This is a genomic window from Streptomyces rishiriensis (genome assembly GCF_030815485.1).
Lineage (GTDB): Bacteria > Actinomycetota > Actinomycetes > Streptomycetales > Streptomycetaceae > Streptomyces > Streptomyces rishiriensis_A.
Genome location: NZ_JAUSWV010000002.1, coordinates 5,359,670 through 5,374,892 on the forward strand (window position 1 = coordinate 5,359,670; position 15,223 = coordinate 5,374,892).

General features: G+C 70.9%; 15 protein-coding genes. 8 read left to right on the forward strand and 7 right to left on the reverse strand.

What is annotated here, in order from left to right:
- Positions 1 to 16 precede the first annotated feature (16 nt).
- The gene (locus QF030_RS26470) at positions 17 to 1,159 is read left to right on the forward strand and encodes a GGDEF domain-containing protein (RefSeq protein WP_307165099.1); all 1,143 of its coding nucleotides are present in this window, start codon (positions 17 to 19) and stop codon (positions 1,157 to 1,159) included.
- A gap of 95 nt (positions 1,160 to 1,254) precedes the next feature.
- Positions 1,255 to 2,823: a histidine ammonia-lyase gene (hutH, locus tag QF030_RS26475; RefSeq protein WP_307167705.1), complete on the forward strand. Its 1,569-nt coding sequence runs from the start codon at positions 1,255 to 1,257 to the stop codon at positions 2,821 to 2,823.
- A gap of 59 nt (positions 2,824 to 2,882) precedes the next feature.
- Here hutH and QF030_RS26480 read toward each other — a convergent pair whose 3' ends face one another.
- Positions 2,883 to 3,665 carry a hypothetical protein gene (locus QF030_RS26480; RefSeq protein ID WP_307165100.1) on the reverse strand — a complete coding sequence of 261 codons (783 nt, stop codon included), beginning with the start codon at positions 3,663 to 3,665 and terminating at the stop codon, positions 2,883 to 2,885.
- 43 nt (positions 3,666 to 3,708) lie between these two features.
- On the reverse strand, positions 3,709 to 4,104 hold the full coding sequence (locus QF030_RS26485; protein ID WP_307165101.1) for an LPXTG cell wall anchor domain-containing protein: 396 nt from the start codon (positions 4,102 to 4,104) through the stop codon (positions 3,709 to 3,711).
- Positions 4,105 to 4,213: 109 nt separating this feature from the next.
- On the opposite strand from QF030_RS26485, the gene QF030_RS26490 reads away from it, so the two are divergent.
- The 5 genes from QF030_RS26490 (at position 4,214) to QF030_RS26510 (ending at position 9,561) form a co-directional block, all read left to right on the forward strand.
- Complete coding sequence (locus QF030_RS26490; RefSeq protein WP_307165102.1) at positions 4,214 to 4,570, forward strand: hypothetical protein; 357 nt, start codon at positions 4,214 to 4,216, stop codon at positions 4,568 to 4,570.
- A 200-nt stretch (positions 4,571 to 4,770) separates the two neighbouring features.
- Positions 4,771 to 6,033 (forward strand): L,D-transpeptidase, encoded by a 1,263-nt coding sequence (locus QF030_RS26495; RefSeq protein WP_307165103.1) that lies wholly within the window; start codon positions 4,771 to 4,773, stop codon positions 6,031 to 6,033.
- Positions 6,034 to 6,187: 154 nt separating this feature from the next.
- Positions 6,188 to 7,666 (forward strand): ABC transporter permease, encoded by a 1,479-nt coding sequence (locus QF030_RS26500; protein ID WP_307165104.1) that lies wholly within the window; start codon positions 6,188 to 6,190, stop codon positions 7,664 to 7,666.
- A gap of 45 nt (positions 7,667 to 7,711) precedes the next feature.
- The gene (locus tag QF030_RS26505) at positions 7,712 to 8,398 is read left to right on the forward strand and encodes an ABC transporter ATP-binding protein (protein WP_307165105.1); all 687 of its coding nucleotides are present in this window, start codon (positions 7,712 to 7,714) and stop codon (positions 8,396 to 8,398) included.
- A gap of 371 nt (positions 8,399 to 8,769) precedes the next feature.
- Complete coding sequence (locus tag QF030_RS26510) at positions 8,770 to 9,561, forward strand: group II truncated hemoglobin (RefSeq protein ID WP_307165106.1); 792 nt, start codon at positions 8,770 to 8,772, stop codon at positions 9,559 to 9,561.
- A gap of 109 nt (positions 9,562 to 9,670) precedes the next feature.
- Here the strand turns inward: QF030_RS26510 and QF030_RS26515 are convergent, their stop codons facing one another.
- On the reverse strand, positions 9,671 to 10,576 hold the full coding sequence (locus QF030_RS26515; RefSeq protein WP_307165107.1) for a helix-turn-helix domain-containing protein: 906 nt from the start codon (positions 10,574 to 10,576) through the stop codon (positions 9,671 to 9,673).
- A 171-nt stretch (positions 10,577 to 10,747) separates the two neighbouring features.
- Between QF030_RS26515 and QF030_RS26520 the strand changes: the two genes are divergently transcribed.
- On the forward strand, positions 10,748 to 11,791 hold the full coding sequence (locus tag QF030_RS26520) for an NAD(P)-dependent alcohol dehydrogenase (RefSeq protein WP_307165108.1): 1,044 nt from the start codon (positions 10,748 to 10,750) through the stop codon (positions 11,789 to 11,791).
- Between the two features lie 167 nt (positions 11,792 to 11,958).
- Here the strand turns inward: QF030_RS26520 and QF030_RS26525 are convergent, their stop codons facing one another.
- From QF030_RS26525 to QF030_RS26540, 4 genes are all read right to left on the reverse strand, one after another.
- Positions 11,959 to 12,774, reverse strand: a complete 816-nt coding sequence (locus tag QF030_RS26525) for a Type 1 glutamine amidotransferase-like domain-containing protein (RefSeq protein WP_307165109.1) — start codon at positions 12,772 to 12,774, stop codon at positions 11,959 to 11,961.
- Between the two features lie 75 nt (positions 12,775 to 12,849).
- On the reverse strand, positions 12,850 to 14,049 hold the full coding sequence (locus tag QF030_RS26530; protein WP_307165110.1) for a serine hydrolase domain-containing protein: 1,200 nt from the start codon (positions 14,047 to 14,049) through the stop codon (positions 12,850 to 12,852).
- Between the two features lie 59 nt (positions 14,050 to 14,108).
- Complete coding sequence (locus tag QF030_RS26535) at positions 14,109 to 14,804, reverse strand: DUF4389 domain-containing protein (protein ID WP_307165111.1); 696 nt, start codon at positions 14,802 to 14,804, stop codon at positions 14,109 to 14,111.
- 149 nt (positions 14,805 to 14,953) lie between these two features.
- The gene (locus QF030_RS26540) at positions 14,954 to 15,076 is read right to left on the reverse strand and encodes a hypothetical protein (RefSeq protein ID WP_307165112.1); all 123 of its coding nucleotides are present in this window, start codon (positions 15,074 to 15,076) and stop codon (positions 14,954 to 14,956) included.
- Between the last annotated feature and the right edge of the window lie 147 nt (positions 15,077 to 15,223).

Here is a 15,223-nt window from a genome sequence, read left to right on the forward strand (position 1 = left end):
TCCCTAGCCTGGGGAGATGGGTGAGGACAGACGCCTGGTGGCCGTGGTGGCGCTCGCGCAGGGGATGGCGGCCGCGCACACCCCCCGCGAGTCCTGGCGCGCGGCCGCACTCGGGGCCTGCCGGGCGCTCTCCGGCGGCTTCGCCGCGCTCTCGGTGTGGGAGCGGGACCTCGGGCGGCTGCGCGTTCTGGTGAACGTGGGGGACCGGGCCGCCGACGAGGACGAGTTCCCGGAGAGCGAGGCCTATCCGGTGCACCAGTTCCCCGAGATCACCGAGTTCCTGCACGAGCGCTGGGTGGCCGGCGGGGAGCCCGACGCCTGGGTGGAGACGGCTCAGGGGCCCGCCGCAGGGAGCCCCGGCTACTGCCATCAGCGGGTCGCCGCCCTGCGCCGCCGGGGCCGCGGCTCCTGTGTGGTCGCGCCGATCGTGCTGCACGGCCGCGCCTGGGGCGAGCTGTACGTCGCCCGTTCCGTGGGCACTCCCGTCTTCGACCGGGCCGACGCCGACTTCGCCACCGTCCTCGCCGCCGTCGTCGCCGCCGGGCTCGCCCAGACCGAGCGGCTCGAGGAGGCCCGCCGGCTCGCCTTCACCGACGCGCTCACCGGTCTGGCCAACCGCCGCGCCGTCGACGTACGACTGGAGGAGGCGGTCGAGCGGCATCGCGCGGAGGGGATCGTCGTCAGCCTGGTGGTGTGCGACCTCAACGGGCTGAAGCGGGTCAACGACACCCTCGGGCACGCCGTCGGAGACCGGCTCCTGGAGCGGTTCGGGTCGGTGCTGTCGCTGTGCGGGGCCATGCTGCCCGGCGCGCTGGCCGCCCGGCTCGGCGGCGACGAGTTCTGTCTGCTGGCCGTCGGGCCGCTCGCCGACGATGTCGTCAAGGTCGCCGACGAGCTCTGCCGGCGGGCCGGTGAGCTGGAGCTCGGGGAGGGGGTGGCCTGCGGGGTCGCCTCCACCGAGGACCCCATCGGGCCGGTGTCCTCCGCCCGCAGGCTGTTCCGGCTGGCCGACGCCGCCCAGTACCGGGCCAAGGCGGTGCGGGCCGCCCGGCCGGTGGTCGCCGGGCGGGAAGGTCCCGACGATCCCGTCGTGCGCCTCGCCGACGAGCCCCCCCACGAGCGGGCCGGCGAGCGGCGGCGGTTCAGGGGGCGGCGCTGAGGGTGCGACCAGGGTGTGACCTATTCGGTAAGGGGTGAACCCGGTACCCACTGGTGACTTCCTGGTCTTCACTGCGTACGCTCCTGAATATGTATATGCACACTGTGGTGGTGGGGACGTCCGGGGTCACCGAGTCCGACGTGCTCGCCGTGGCGCGCGACGGCGCCAGGATCGAGCTCTCCGAGGAGGCCGTGGCGGCCCTCGCCGCGGCCCGCGAGATCGTGGACGCCCTGGCGGCCAAGCCCGAGCCCGTATACGGCGTCTCCACCGGGTTCGGCGCCCTCGCCACCCGGCACATCAGCCCGGAGCTGCGCGCCCAGCTGCAGCGCAACATCGTCCGCTCGCACGCCGCCGGCATGGGCCCGCGGGTCGAGCGCGAGGTCGTGCGGGCGCTGATGTTCCTGCGGCTGAAGACCCTCTGCTCCGGGCACACCGGCGTCAGGCCCGAGGTCGCGCAGACCATGGCCGACATCCTCAACGCCGGCATCACCCCGGTCGTGCACGAGTACGGCTCACTCGGCTGCTCCGGCGACCTGGCCCCGCTGTCACACTGCGCCCTCACCCTCATGGGGGAAGGCGACGCGGAGGGCCCGGACGGCACCGTACGGCCCGCCGGCGAACTGCTCGCCGAGCACGGGATCGCCCCCGTCGAGCTGCGCGAGAAGGAGGGACTGGCGCTCCTCAACGGCACCGACGGCATGCTCGGCATGCTGGTCATGGCCCTCGCCGACCTCGACATGCTCTACAAGTCCGCCGACATCACGGCCGCGCTCAGCCTGGAGGCCCTGCTCGGCACCGACAAGGTGCTCGCCCCCGAGCTGCACGCCATCCGCCCGCACCCGGGGCAGGCCGCCTCGGCCGCCAACATGCTGGCCGTGCTGGCGGGTTCGGAACTCACCGGCCACCACCAGGACGACGCGCCCCGGGTCCAGGACGCCTACTCGGTGCGCTGTGCGCCGCAGGTCGCCGGCGCGGGCCGCGACACCATGGCGCACGCGCGGCTCGTCGCCGAGCGGGAGCTGGCCTCGGCCGTCGACAACCCGGTGGTGCTGCTCGGGGACACCTCCCAGGCTCTCGGCACCGGGGGCGGCCGGGTCGAGTCCAACGGCAACTTCCACGGCGCGCCGGTCGCCTACGTCCTGGACTTCCTGGCCATCGCCGTCGCCGACCTCGCCTCCATCGCCGAGCGGCGCACCGACCGGCTGCTGGACAAGAACCGCAGCCACGGCCTTCCGCCGTTCCTCGCCGACGACGCCGGTGTCGACTCGGGGCTGATGATCGCCCAGTACACGCAGGCCGCGCTGGTCAGCGAGCTGAAGAGGCTGGCGGTGCCGGCGTCCGCCGACTCGATCCCGTCCTCGGCGATGCAGGAGGACCATGTGTCGATGGGCTGGTCCGCGGCCCGCAAGCTGCGCACCGCCGTCGACAACCTCACGCGTGTGATCGCCGTCGAGCTGTACGCCGCCACCCGCGGTGTGGAGCTGCGCGAGGGGCTGACCCCGGCCCCGGCCACCCGGGCGGTCATCGAGGCCGTGCGCAAGGCGGGCGTCCAGGGCCCGGGCCCGGACCGCTTCCTCGCGCCCGACCTCGCGGCGGCGGACGCCTTCGTGCGCGAGGGACGGCTCGTCGCCGCGGTGGAGCCGGTCACCGGACCCCTGCGCTAGCGCGAAGGGGCCCCACCGCACGGCTGCGGTGGGGCCCCTTCGCTGTGCGGGGGACGGAGCTACTTCAGCTTGGCGATCTGCGCGTCGACCACGGCCGCCGGGACGGCGCCCATGTCGCCGCCCTTGGCCATCGCGGCGAAGTTCACCGTGTAGAACGTCGCGACGGTGTTGCCCTTGCGTACCACCGCGGTGTGGAAGGTGGCGGTGCCCGCGCCGTCCATGTCGACGTCCTCGGTGAACGCCACCACCTCGTCGCCCTTCGCGGCGCCCTTCTCCGCGGCGACCTTGGTGACCTTGGTCTTCTCACCGTCGGCCGTCAGGGCGAACCCGCCGGCACAGGCCGTCACACCGTCGGAGACGGCCTTCATGGCCTTCTCGGCGCCGTCGCCCGCGTACGAGGAGAGACCCACGAACGTCATGTCGACGTCGAAGGCGTCCGCGAGGTCCTCCGGCTGCGCGGTGGCGGTCGACGCCTTGTCCTCGGAGACCGAGTTGCTGGCGTTCGCGTCCGTGTCGCCCGGGGCGAGAGCGGCCGTGGCCCAGGCGAGCGGGTCGCAGGCCGGCTTGTCGGTCTTCACGGCCGTCTTGGAGGCCGGCAGGGTGTCGTCGCCCGAGGCGGCCTTGTAGCCCTTGAGCTCGCCCTGCGCGAGGAGCAGCTTCTCCAGCTCGGCGGTGGTGAGCGCCTTCGCGGCCGGAGCCGAGGAGGAGGCGGACGAGGAGGCGGACGCCTTGGAGTCCGCGGAGTCCTCGGACCCCTCGTCCGAGCATGCGGTGAGGAGGGAGAGCGACAGTGCGCCTATTGCGGCGGTGGCGCACAGCCGTGCCCCCGGTGATCTCTTCATGAGGCGAACTATGAAGAACCTGTCAAAGGACAGTCAAGTTCATTCAAAAACCCAGACGTTCCCGGCGAACGGAATAAACCACGAACCCCGCACCCAGGGCGAGGAGCGTTGTTCCGCCGACGACGTACGGGGTCGTGTCGAAACTGCCGGTGTCGGCGAGCCGGACGCCGTCGTCGGCCGTGGTGTCGGCCGCAGTATCGGCCGTGGTGTCGGCAGCCGCCCTGGCTGTCGTCCCGGTCGTGCCGTCGGCCGTGCCGGTGGTGGTGTCGGTGCCGGTCGTGGTCGTCGACGCGGCCCGTGCCTGGGTCGTGATCTGCGTCGTCGTGTCCGTTCTGGCCGGGGTGTCCTGGGACGCGTTCGCGGACGGGACGAACCACAGGGCGCCCAGCAGGGTCCCCGCGGCGGTGGCGGTCAGCAACGAACGTCGAGCGGATGACACGGAATATCGATCCCCTTGTGGCGCTGGCGAATTGGCCGTGTGGTCCGATGCTAATGAAAGTCGCGGGTCGCGGGAAAGCCGCGGGGGCCGTGAGCCGTACGCTCCGGCCATGAGTACTGAAGAGACATCACGTTTTGTGCGGATTAGAGTAGAGATTCTCCTCGAGGTGCACGACGAGGACGCCGTGACGACGGCGGCACTGCGGCGGATCGCCGACGACGCGGAGTTGCCGGACGCCGAGCGCGCGCACGCCGAAGGCGCTGTGACGGAAGACACCGCGGAGGCCCTCGCCTACCTCGTCGACCCGTTCGACCTGGTCGGAGAGGTGCCCGGGGTGGAACTCCAGCAGGCGTCCTGGTCGAGCGAACGGGTCGACCACGACCCGGATTCGCCGGAGTGGGACCTCGACGAGGATGATGGCGAAGAGGATGACGAGGCGGACGGCGAAGAGGGCCGCATCGGCTGAGCGTTCCGGGAAACTCGTGACCCCGGACGGCAACCGCCGACCGGGGTTTCGTCGTCTCAGCAGACGCACGAACCGACACCCGCACCATCCGCGTCGAGAACGTGGTGTGCCCCACACCTTCGGGAATGTGGAACGGGAGGAACCGGTCGTAGCGTTGATGGTCTTGACGGGGACTCTCTGGGTTCTGGTAATCGGCGACGATGGAGAAGCGTGTGATGACGGACAGTAGGCGGCGCCGGGGTCTGATGACCGCGTCCGCACTGCTCGGCGGTGTTCTGGTGCTTTCTGCGTGTTCCGGCGGCGACAGTGACGCGGCCGACGGCGGAGGCAGCTCCTCGCAGGCCAAGGCCGACGAGGCGGCGGCCAAGAAGTCCTCCGAGGCCCAGATCAAGATCACGCCCGCGGACGGCTCGGACAACGCCTCCATCAACAACTCGGCGACCGTCACGGTGAGCAAGGGCACGCTCACCGCGGTGACGATGACCACGTCCGAGGGCACGGCCGTCGAGGGCACGCTCTCCGCCGACAAGACCAGCTGGAAGCCGACCACCCAGCTCGAGCGCTCCACCACCTACAAGGTGGCGGCGGAGGCGAAGGACTCGGGCGGCCTCGTGGCACACGAGAACGCCTCCTTCACGACGGTCTCCCCGGACAACAGCTTCATAGGCAACTTCACGCCGGAGAACGGTTCGACCGTCGGCGTGGGGATGCCCGTGTCGATCAACTTCAACAAGGAGATCACCAACAAGGCGGCCGTGCAGAAGGGCGTCACGGTCACCTCCACCAGCGGTCAGGAGGTCGTCTGCCACTGGTTCTCCACCCAGCGGATGGACTGCCGTCCCGAGGACTACTGGAAGGAGAACTCCACCGTCACGCTGAAGCTCGCGCTCGACGGAGTGGAGGGCGCCAACGGTGTCTTCGGCGTCCAGCAGAAGACGGTCACCTTCCAGATCGGCCGCAACCAGGTCTCCTACGTCGACGCGAAGACCAAGCAGATGAAGGTCACGCACAACGGCGCGGTCATCAAGACCATCCCGATCTCCGCCGGCTCGCCCGACAACAAGACGTACGAGGGCCAGATGGTGATGTCGGAGAAGTTCAAGGAGACGCGCATGAACGGCGCGACCGTGGGCTTCACCGATGACGACGGCAAGGGCGAGTACGACATCAAGGACGTGCCGCACGCCATCCGCCTCACCAACTCCGGCACCTTCGTGCACGGCAACTACTGGGGTGCGAAGTCCATCTTCGGCTCGGTGAACACCAGCCACGGCTGCGTGGGCCTGTCCGACACCAAGGGCGCCAACGACTCGGGCACGGCGGGCTACTGGTTCTACACCAACTCCATCGTCGGCGACGTCGTGGTGGTCAAGAACACCGGCGACAAGACCGTGTCCCCGGACAACGGCCTCAACGGCTGGAACATGGACTGGGCGCAGTGGAAGGCGGGTTCGGCCGTCTGACGCACTCCTGACGGTCGCTCCGACAGTCCACCCACAGCTCTCCGGTGCCGCCCCCAGGGGCGGCACCGGTGTTTCCGGGGTTGGTCACAGCCTTCTCATCGTTCTCTTATTTCGGCCTTATCCCTTCATCACGCGCGGTACCTACCGTGCGGCCATGTTCTTCACCTACCTGAGGCGCGAACTGCGCCGCCGTAGAAAAGCGGCCCTCGTCGTCGCCTCCGGGCTCGCGCTGGGCATCGCACTGGTCATCGTGGTCACCTCCGTCTCCTCCGGCATGGGGAAGGCCCAGGACAAGGTCCTCCAGTCCCTGTACGGCCTCGGTACGGACATGACCGTCACCAAGGCCGCCTCGCCCACCGCGAGCGCCTCGGACCGTCCGCGCTTCCAGTTCGACGCGCAGGACAGCGACTCCGACGCGGAGCAGAGCACCGACCGCGTCATGGTCCAGGGCTTCCAGACCCTGTCGACCGCGACCGTCACCAAGGTCGGCAAGCAGAGCGGGGTCTCCGACGCCGTCGGCGGACTGAGCCTCCAGGTCCTCAAGGTGGACGGCCAGTTCACCCGCGGCCAGTTCCAGCAGAACGACAACGCGGGCGGCGCCGGCGGCCAGCAGGGCGGCGGCAACGGCGGTGGCAACGGCCAGCCGCAGGGTGAAGTGCGGGGCGGCGGCGCCGACTTCGACGTCAACAGCTACTCCGTCTACGGCACCGACGTCACCGAGCCCGAGCTCGGCCCGCTGACCTCCTCGACGATCACCAGCGGCCGCGCCTTCAAGACCACGGAGAACAACGGCAAGGTCGCGGTCCTCGACTCGGCGTACGCCAAGGAGAAGTCGCTCAAGGTCGGCTCCACGCTGACCATCAGCAAGGTCAAGTTCTCGGTGATCGGCATCGCCACGGCCGACAGCGGTGACGCCGCCGCCAATGTCTACCTTCCGCTGACCCAGGCTCAGACCCTCAGCGACTCGAAGGACAAGGTCACCACGATCTACGTCAAGGCGACCGACTCCCAGAAGATCGACAGCGTCAAGTCGACGATCCAGAAGAACGTCTCGGGCACCACGGTGACCACCTCCGCCGACCTCGCGGACACCGTCTCCGGCTCCCTCTCCACGGCTTCCTCGCTCGCCACCAACGTCGGCAAGTGGCTGTCCATCGCGGTCCTGATCGCCGCCTTTCTGGTCGCCGGTCTCCTCACCTCTTCGGCGGTCTCCCGTCGCGTCCGCGAGTTCGGCACGCTGAAGGCGCTGGGCTGGAAGTCCGGCCGGGTCACCCGCCAGGTCGTCGGCGAGGCCATGGTGAACGGTCTGCTGGGCGGCGCCCTGGGCATCGCGCTGGGCCTGGCCGGCGCGTACGTCGTGACCGCCATCAGCCCCACCCTCCAGGCCCAGTTGGGCGGCGGCGGTGGCGGCGGGGGCCAGGGCGGCCCCGGTGGCGGTGGCGGCGGCTTCGGCGGTGGCGGCCGCCAGGCGGCGGCCAAGACCCTCGACGTGGCGCTGACGGCACCGGTGAGCGTCACGACGGTCGCCATCGCGGTGGGCCTCGCCGTGGCCGGCGGTCTGATCGCCGGCGCGTTCGGCGGCTGGCGCGCCTCGCGGCTGCGTCCGGCCGACGCGCTGCGCCGCGTCGAGTAGCCGAACCGCCCACCCCTCATACGCACACCAGGAGTTGTTGTCCCCATGTACGAACTCAGAGGCGTCACCAAGCGCTACACCCGGGGCAAGGAGACGGTCCACGCCCTCGCCGGCGTCGACCTGACCATCCCGGACGGCGACCGGCTCGTCATCCAGGGCCCCACCGGCGGCGGCAAGTCCACGCTGCTCCAGATGATCGGCGCGCTCGACCGGCCGTCCGAGGGCGAGATCGTCCTCGACGGCGTCGACCTGGCCAAGCTCTCCGAGGCCCGGCTGACGAAGGTCCGCAGCGAGAACATCGGCTTCGTCTTCCAGTCCTTCAACCTCATCCCGACGCTCAACGCGCAGGAGAACGTCGAGACCGCGCTCGTCCCGCTCGGCGTGAAGGTCAAGGAGCGGCGTGAACGGGCCGCCGAGGCGCTGAAGTCCGTCGGCCTGGGCGAGCGCCTCGGGCACCTGCCGTCCGAGATGTCCGGCGGTCAGCAGCAGCGCGTCGCGATCGCCCGTGCGCTGGTGAAGCAGCCGAAGGTCCTGCTCGCCGACGAGCCCACCGGCAACCTCGACGAGAGCATGCGCGACGAGATCATGGACGTACTGCACACCATGTGGAAGGAGCACGGGCTGACCTTCATCATGGTCACCCACGACTCCTCGATCGCGAAGAAGGCCCCACGAGTGGCGACGATCCGCAAGGGCAAGATCACCGTGAAGGAGAACGCCGCCTCGTCCTGACGCGGTGCTGCTGATGCGGTGCTCCGACGCGGTGCTGCTCCTGCGGTGCTGCTCCTGACGAGCCGCTGCTGGCCGGGTGTTCCTGACGGGACGCTTCCGGCGGGGCGCTTTCGGCCGGGTGACCTCACGGGGTCACCCGGCCGCTGTTTTCCGCCGGTCGCCGGGATCGCGCACCTCCGGCGGCTCGGGAGTGCCCGGCGGGGTCGCAGCAGGACGTACTACGACCGGTGGGCGGGCCACCGAGCGGTCCACTGGGCGGCCCACCGTGCTGGGCCGGGCGTGGGGCCGGGCGGTCGGCGGTTCGCTGAGCGCTGAGCGAACGGCGGCCGGAAGGCAAGCCTCCGGAGCGTCGTTCGTGCTTGCGTGGTCCCATGACGGCACCCGAGACAACCACGCCCCGCACCACGGTCGAGTACATCCGGTACCGGATTGCCGAGGAGCGGTCCGCGGAGTTCCTGGCCGCGTACACCCGGGCCGCACGTGAGCTGGCCGGCTCCCCGCACTGCGTCGACTACGAACTCGCCCGCTGCGAGGAGGACTTCGGCCACTACATCCTGCGGATCACCTGGACGTCGACCGAGGACCACCTCGAGGGCTTCCGCACCTCGGACCTGTTCCCCGCCTTCCTCGCGGAGATCCGCCCGTACGTCGGGCACATCGACGAGATGCGGCACTACAAGGCCACCTCGGTGCGCGGGCCGGGCTCCGCCGTGCCCACGCTGTACGCGTGGGCGGGCGGCGCGGAGGCCTTCGCCCGGCTCACCGAGGCCTTCTACGCCAAGGTGCTCCAGGACGATCTGCTCGCGCCGGTCTTCGCGGGCCTCGCCCCCGAGCACGCCGAGCACGTCGCGCGCTGGCTCGCGGAGGTCTTCGGCGGGCCGGAGAACTACTCGGCGACCCTGGGCGGCCACAGCCACATGGTGGCCAAGCACTTCGGGCGGGACATCACCGAGCCGCAGCGCCGCCGCTGGGTCAACCTCATCCAGGACGCGGCCGACGAGGCGGGGCTGCCGACCGACGCCGAGTTCCGTTCGGCGTTCCTCGCCTACGTGGAGTGGGGCACGCGTCTCGCCGTCCACTTCTCCGGCCCGGACGCCAAGCCGCCGGCCGAACAGCCGGTGCCGACGTGGGGATGGGGCGCGGCTCCGCCGTACCAGGGCTGACGGCGGGGCGGGGGCGCGGCTTCGGGGATTCGAGGGCGGCAGCCACGGGGGAGCCGGGGGAGCCCGGGGAGGGGCCGGGGGCGGGCCCGCCGGTGCAGGCGGCGTGCTCTCAGGCGGACGGCGCCTGGGCGTCCGTTCCCGCGCGCGTCGCGTCGACGCCCCAGCTCGCCAGCAGCCGCAGCCCCTCCGCCGAGGGCGACCCCGGATCCGCGTGGTACGTCACCATCGTCTGTTCGCCGTCGCCCATCAGCCTGAAACCCTCGTAATTCAGGGAGAGTTCGCCGACCAGCGGGTGCCTCAGCAGCTTCACGCCGTGGCTCTTCTCCTTGACGTCGTGGGTCGCCCACAACCGCCGGAAGTCCTCGCTCTTCACCGACAGCTGGCCCACCAGCGCGGACAGCCGCGGGTCGTCCGGATAGCAGCCCGCGTCCATGCGCAGGGCGCAGACGATGTCGATCGCCTTCTGCTCCCAGTCCACGAAGAGGTCCCGGTAGTCGGGGCGCAGGAAGACCAGCCGGGCCCAGTTGCGCTCCGCCACCGGCAACTCCGCCCAGTCACCGAAGACCGCCGCCGCCATCCGGTTCCAGCCCAGGATCTCGGTGCGCCGCCCGATGAGGTACGCCGGCACCGAGTCCATGGTGTCCAGCAGCTGCCGCAGCGGGCCCCGCACCTGCTGGGGCGGTGCGGACTGCTTCTTCTTGTGCTTCGGCTTCGCCAGGTGGGTGAGATGCGCGTGCTCCGCGTCGGAGAGCCGCAGCGCCCTGGCGATCGAGTCCAGCACCTCCGCCGAAACGTTCCGCCCGTTGCCCTGCTCCAGGCGCGTGTAGTACGCCACCGACACCCCGGCCAGCTGCGCCAGCTCCTCGCGCCGCAGCCCCGGCACCCTGCGGTGCCGCCCGAAGTCCGGCAGCCCCACGTCCTCCGGCTTCAGCCTGGCCCGCCGGGTGCGCAGGAACTCGCTGAGCTCGGCACGCCGGTCCAAGGAGGCGCCGGGAGGTTCGGGGTGTTCGTCCATGCCGTCCAGTATTCCTGGTCGTACGCACACCAGCCTGACCCCGCCAGTGGTAGGCACAGCAGACGTACGCAGTGGCGTGACCTGGGTGAATGTTGTGCGATGGGGCAGGCTGGACTTCGTACCCGGCCCGAAGGCAGGCCGGAACACGACCCCCGCTAGGAGATCCCCGGCATGACCACCGTTGCCGCGTACGCCGCCCCCTCCGCCAAGGCTCCGCTGGAGCGCACGACGATCGAACGCCGCGCGGTGCGCGAGTTCGACGTCCTGATCGACATCGAGTTCGCCGGAATATGTCACTCCGACATCCACCAGGCCCGGGAGGGCTGGGGTGAGGCGATCTTCCCGATGGTGCCCGGCCACGAGATCGCGGGCGTCGTCTCCGAGGTCGGCCCCGGCGTCACCAAGTACGCCGTCGGCGACCGCGTGGGCGTCGGCTGCATGGTCGACTCCTGCCGGGAGTGCGACAACTGCAAGGCCGGCCTGGAGCAGTACTGCACGGGCGGCGGCATGACCGGCACCTACAACGCCCTCGACAGGAACGGCGAGCCCACCTACGGCGGCTACGCGCAGAAGATCGTCGTCGACGAGAACTACGTCGTCCGCATCCCCGACGGCCTCTCGCTCGACGTCGCCGCGCCGCTGCTCTGCGCCGGCATCACCACGTACTCCCCGCTGAAGCACTGGAACGCCGGCCCCGGCAAGAAGGTCGCGATCCTCGGCATGGGCGGTCTCGGCCACATGGGCGTCAAGATCGCGCACGCCCTCGGCGCCGAGGTGACCGTCCTGTCCCAGTCGCTGCGCAAGAAGGACGACGGCCTGAAGCTGGGCGCCGACCACTACTACGCCACCAGCGACGAGAGCACCTTCAAGGAGCTCGCGGGCACCTTCGACCTCATCCTCTCGACGGTATCGGCCCCGCTGAACCTGGACGCCTACCTGTCCCTGCTGAAGACCGACGGCGCCTTCGTGAACGTCGGCGCGCCCGAGGAGCCCGTCGCCCTCAACCTGTTCTCGGTGATCGGCGGCCGCAAGACCCTCGCCGGCTCCGGCATCGGCGGCATCCAGGAGACCCAGGAGATGCTGGACTTCTGCGCCGAGCACGGCTTCGGCGCCGAGATCGAGCTGATCAACGCCGACCAGATCAACGAGGCGTACGAGCGGGTGCTCGCCAGTGACGTCCGCTACCGGTTCGTCATCGACACGTCCACGATCTGACGGTCCTCGCGGACCCGTCACCGACCTCGCGGCATCCCGATCGTGAGTGGGCCCCCGGCGCATCGCGCCGGGGGCCCTTCCCCGTCGCCCGAAGGGAGCCGGACGTCTCACGACGGACCCGTCCAGGGCCCTCCGGGAAGGGCGGGGCCCGGGGCCGGGGCCGGGGTTCAGTTCACGGGGAACGACTCGCCGTCGCCGTAGGACCGTACGAGGACTCCGCCGCCCGGAGCGGGACGCACGGAATGAGCCCGGCCGCGCCCGGCCACCCGCGCTCGGCCCTCGGCGCCGTCGCCCCCGACCTCCACCAGCGTGTTCTCGTCGATCGCCACTCCGTGCGCGAGCCGCCCGCCCGCCACGACGGCGGCCAGCCGCCCCAGCGTCCCCCACTGTGCGGCATGGTTCTCCACCCCGAACGGCACGAGTCCGAGTCCCGGCCGGATCTCGATCTCGTCGAGATCCTCGGCGGTGTCCGGCGGGCACACGGCGACCCCGTTCGCCAGCCATCCCCCGACCACCGCGTCCCGCGGCGCGAGCGCGGCGCCCGCAGAGAACCCCGCGTACGGAAGTCCGCGTTCGAGAAGCAACGACGCCAGCGCACCGGAGGCCTCGGCGAGCGCCTCCTGGTACGCGGGCGTCAGCCCACCGCAGACGAAGACCCCGTCCACGTCCTCGGTGACCGCGCCGACCTCGAACCGCTTGCCGATCGGCACCAGCAACGGCACGGGCGTACAGTCCCCGGCCTTGCGCAACGCGACGTCGTACCGGGCGAACTGCTCGGCTCCGTCGCCCTCGTCGACGATCACGCACAGGATGCGGGGCGCCGACCCGGAGCCGGACCCCGACGCCTCCGACGCGGCGCGGGCGGCGCGGGCGGCGCGGGCGGCGCGCAGGAACGGCCCGTGGACGACGCCGGCGGTCGTCTCCTCCCACCCGCCGCCGATCAGGAACACCCGGCCACCACTGCTCTTCGTACCGCTGCTCAACGCATTTCCCCCTGGGCTGATGGACGACTCGGGCAAGTAACTCACGACGGGCGGCCGGGCTCGGCCGGTTCCGCTTCAGCCGTCGGCCTGGAGCCCCTTCAGACCGTCGTAGGCGGCCATCACGATGTCCAGTCCCCGGGTGTCCTCGGCCGGTTCGCGCATCTGGTTGGTCACGTAGGCCACCACCATGCGGGCCTCGGGCTCGATCATGACCATCGAGCCGCCCCAGCCTCCCCACCCGTAGGTGCCGCCGAACCGTCCGTAGCCCAGACCCCAGCTGATCGGCATGCCCAGGACCCGGTCCTCGCCGCTGAACTGCTCCTCCCAGGCCCGGTCACAGCCCGCCCGCGACAGCAGCCGCACCCCGCGCACGGTCCCCCCGCAGGCCATCGCCGACTGGACGAGGGCGACCGAACGGGCGTTGCCGAAGCCGCTCGCCGCCGGTATCTGCGCGCGGCGCCAGGCCACGCTGTTGCCGTCGCGCAGCCGGATCGCCGTCGGGACGGAAGGGCCCGCAGCGGCGGTGGCGGCGGTGGCGGCGGAAGGGCCCGAAGAGGCGTTCGGGGCGGTCGAGGAGCTCGGGTTCGGCGCGGTCCGTGCCGGGGCGCTGCGGGCCGCGCCTGCGATGTAGTCCTCGTCCCGGGACGGCGGAGGGACCGTCGGCGCCACCCGGTGATCGTGCTCCGCGGGCAGTCCCATACGGAAGTCCGCGCCCAGCGGTCCGGCGATCTCGTCGGCGAAGAACTCGCCCGGGCTGCGGCCGGTGATCCGGCGCACCACCTCGCCCACGAGGAACCCCTGGGTGAGCGAGTGGTACCCGGCGGCGCTGCCCGGCTCCCACTGCGGAGCCTGCGCGGCCAGTCGTGTCGTGGCGGCCTGCCAGTCGTAGATCTCCGCCACCGGCCCGTCCCAGTCCGGCAGGCCGGCGGTGTGCGAGAGCAGGTGCCGTACCAGCACCGCCTCCTTGCCCGCCGTGGCGAACTCCGGCCAGTACCGGGCCACCGGCGCGTCCGGATCGAGCTCGCCCCGGTCGGCCAGCACCAGCGCGCACAGCGCCGTCATCGTCTTCGTGACGGACCAGACGTTGACGATCGTGTCCCGCTGCCAGGGGACGGTGCGCGCGGCGTCCGCGAACCCGCCCCAGACGTCCACCACCGGCTCGCCGTCTACGAAGACGGCCACCGAGCCGCCGACGTCCCCGCCGTCCAGCAGCGCGGCCAGCGCGGTGGGCACGGCGGCGAACAGGTCGTCGTACGCGCCCCGGAGGTCAGCCATGTCCGCCATTGAGCCTCCACCGGACGACCGGAGGCAACCGAATTCCGGCGTCGAGGGCGCTACGGTCCAAAATCGCCCGCCGGCGCCCGGGGCTGCGTCGGCGGCGAGTCCTGGGCGCCCATGTCCAGACGGAACGGCGGGTACACGTCGGTCATCAGCGCCGCGTAGGCGGCCACCCGCGCGACCCAGCGGGCCAGGCCGAGCAGGAAGTCGAACAGGTGCACCGGATAGCGGCCGGTGAACGCCAGGATGATCACGGCGACGAAGGAGAGGAAGAAGACGAGCCCACCGCCGTGCCAACGGTCCGTCCCGCCCCAGCCCCAGCCCCAGTCGCCGACGAACATCCCCACGACGATGTACTGCGGGATGGCCAGCAGCCACCACTTCACCAGCACCAGACCACGCGACAGCCGCTCTGGATAGGCGACGTCGAAATGCGCCGGGTAGTCGGGCACCTCGGCGAGGGTGAACGGCGGGTACCGGTCGGTACCGAGCGCGGCATGGGCGTAGTAGGCGACCCGCCAGTTCCAGCGCATCACCCCGACGTTGAAGCCGAAGAGCGAGCGGGGGTAGCGGCCCGTGAACAGGATCGCGAAGAACGCGACGACGGTCACGAAGGAGAACGCGATCCACAGGAAGAACAGCACGATGTAGTGCGGGATGGCGAGGAACCACTTCACCAGCCACATCCACCTGGACAACCGGGGGTCGAGAAACGCCTCGATGCGCACAGGCGACACGGTGAACCCGATCATGGGGACCAACTCCGCTCCCTGATCATGATTTCAGGCTCGCACACCCGACAACGACCCGCGACCGCGACTGTTCGCTCAGCGATCCCGCGTGATTCCCACGAAGCCCCACGCAGCCACCTCGCCTCGCCCGCCTCTGCGGCCTCAGCGGCTCAGTCGTCGTCGCGCTCCTCCAGCAGGGCGTTGAGGCGCAGTGCCTGGGTCCGTGCCTCGACGGCGTCGATGGTACGGAAGGCGGGACAGGCCCGCGAGTTGCCCGTGCGCCCTACCCTCACACGGGGCAGAAGGATGCGCCGCAAGTGGGCCTCGACCTGGGAGTCCTGTCGGCTTCGGCCGTGGGAGGGGCTGCGAACGCTGCCTGATGACCCACGTCACGTCTCGTTCACAGCCCTGTGCGCCATCGGCGCGCGCAGCGGAATCGC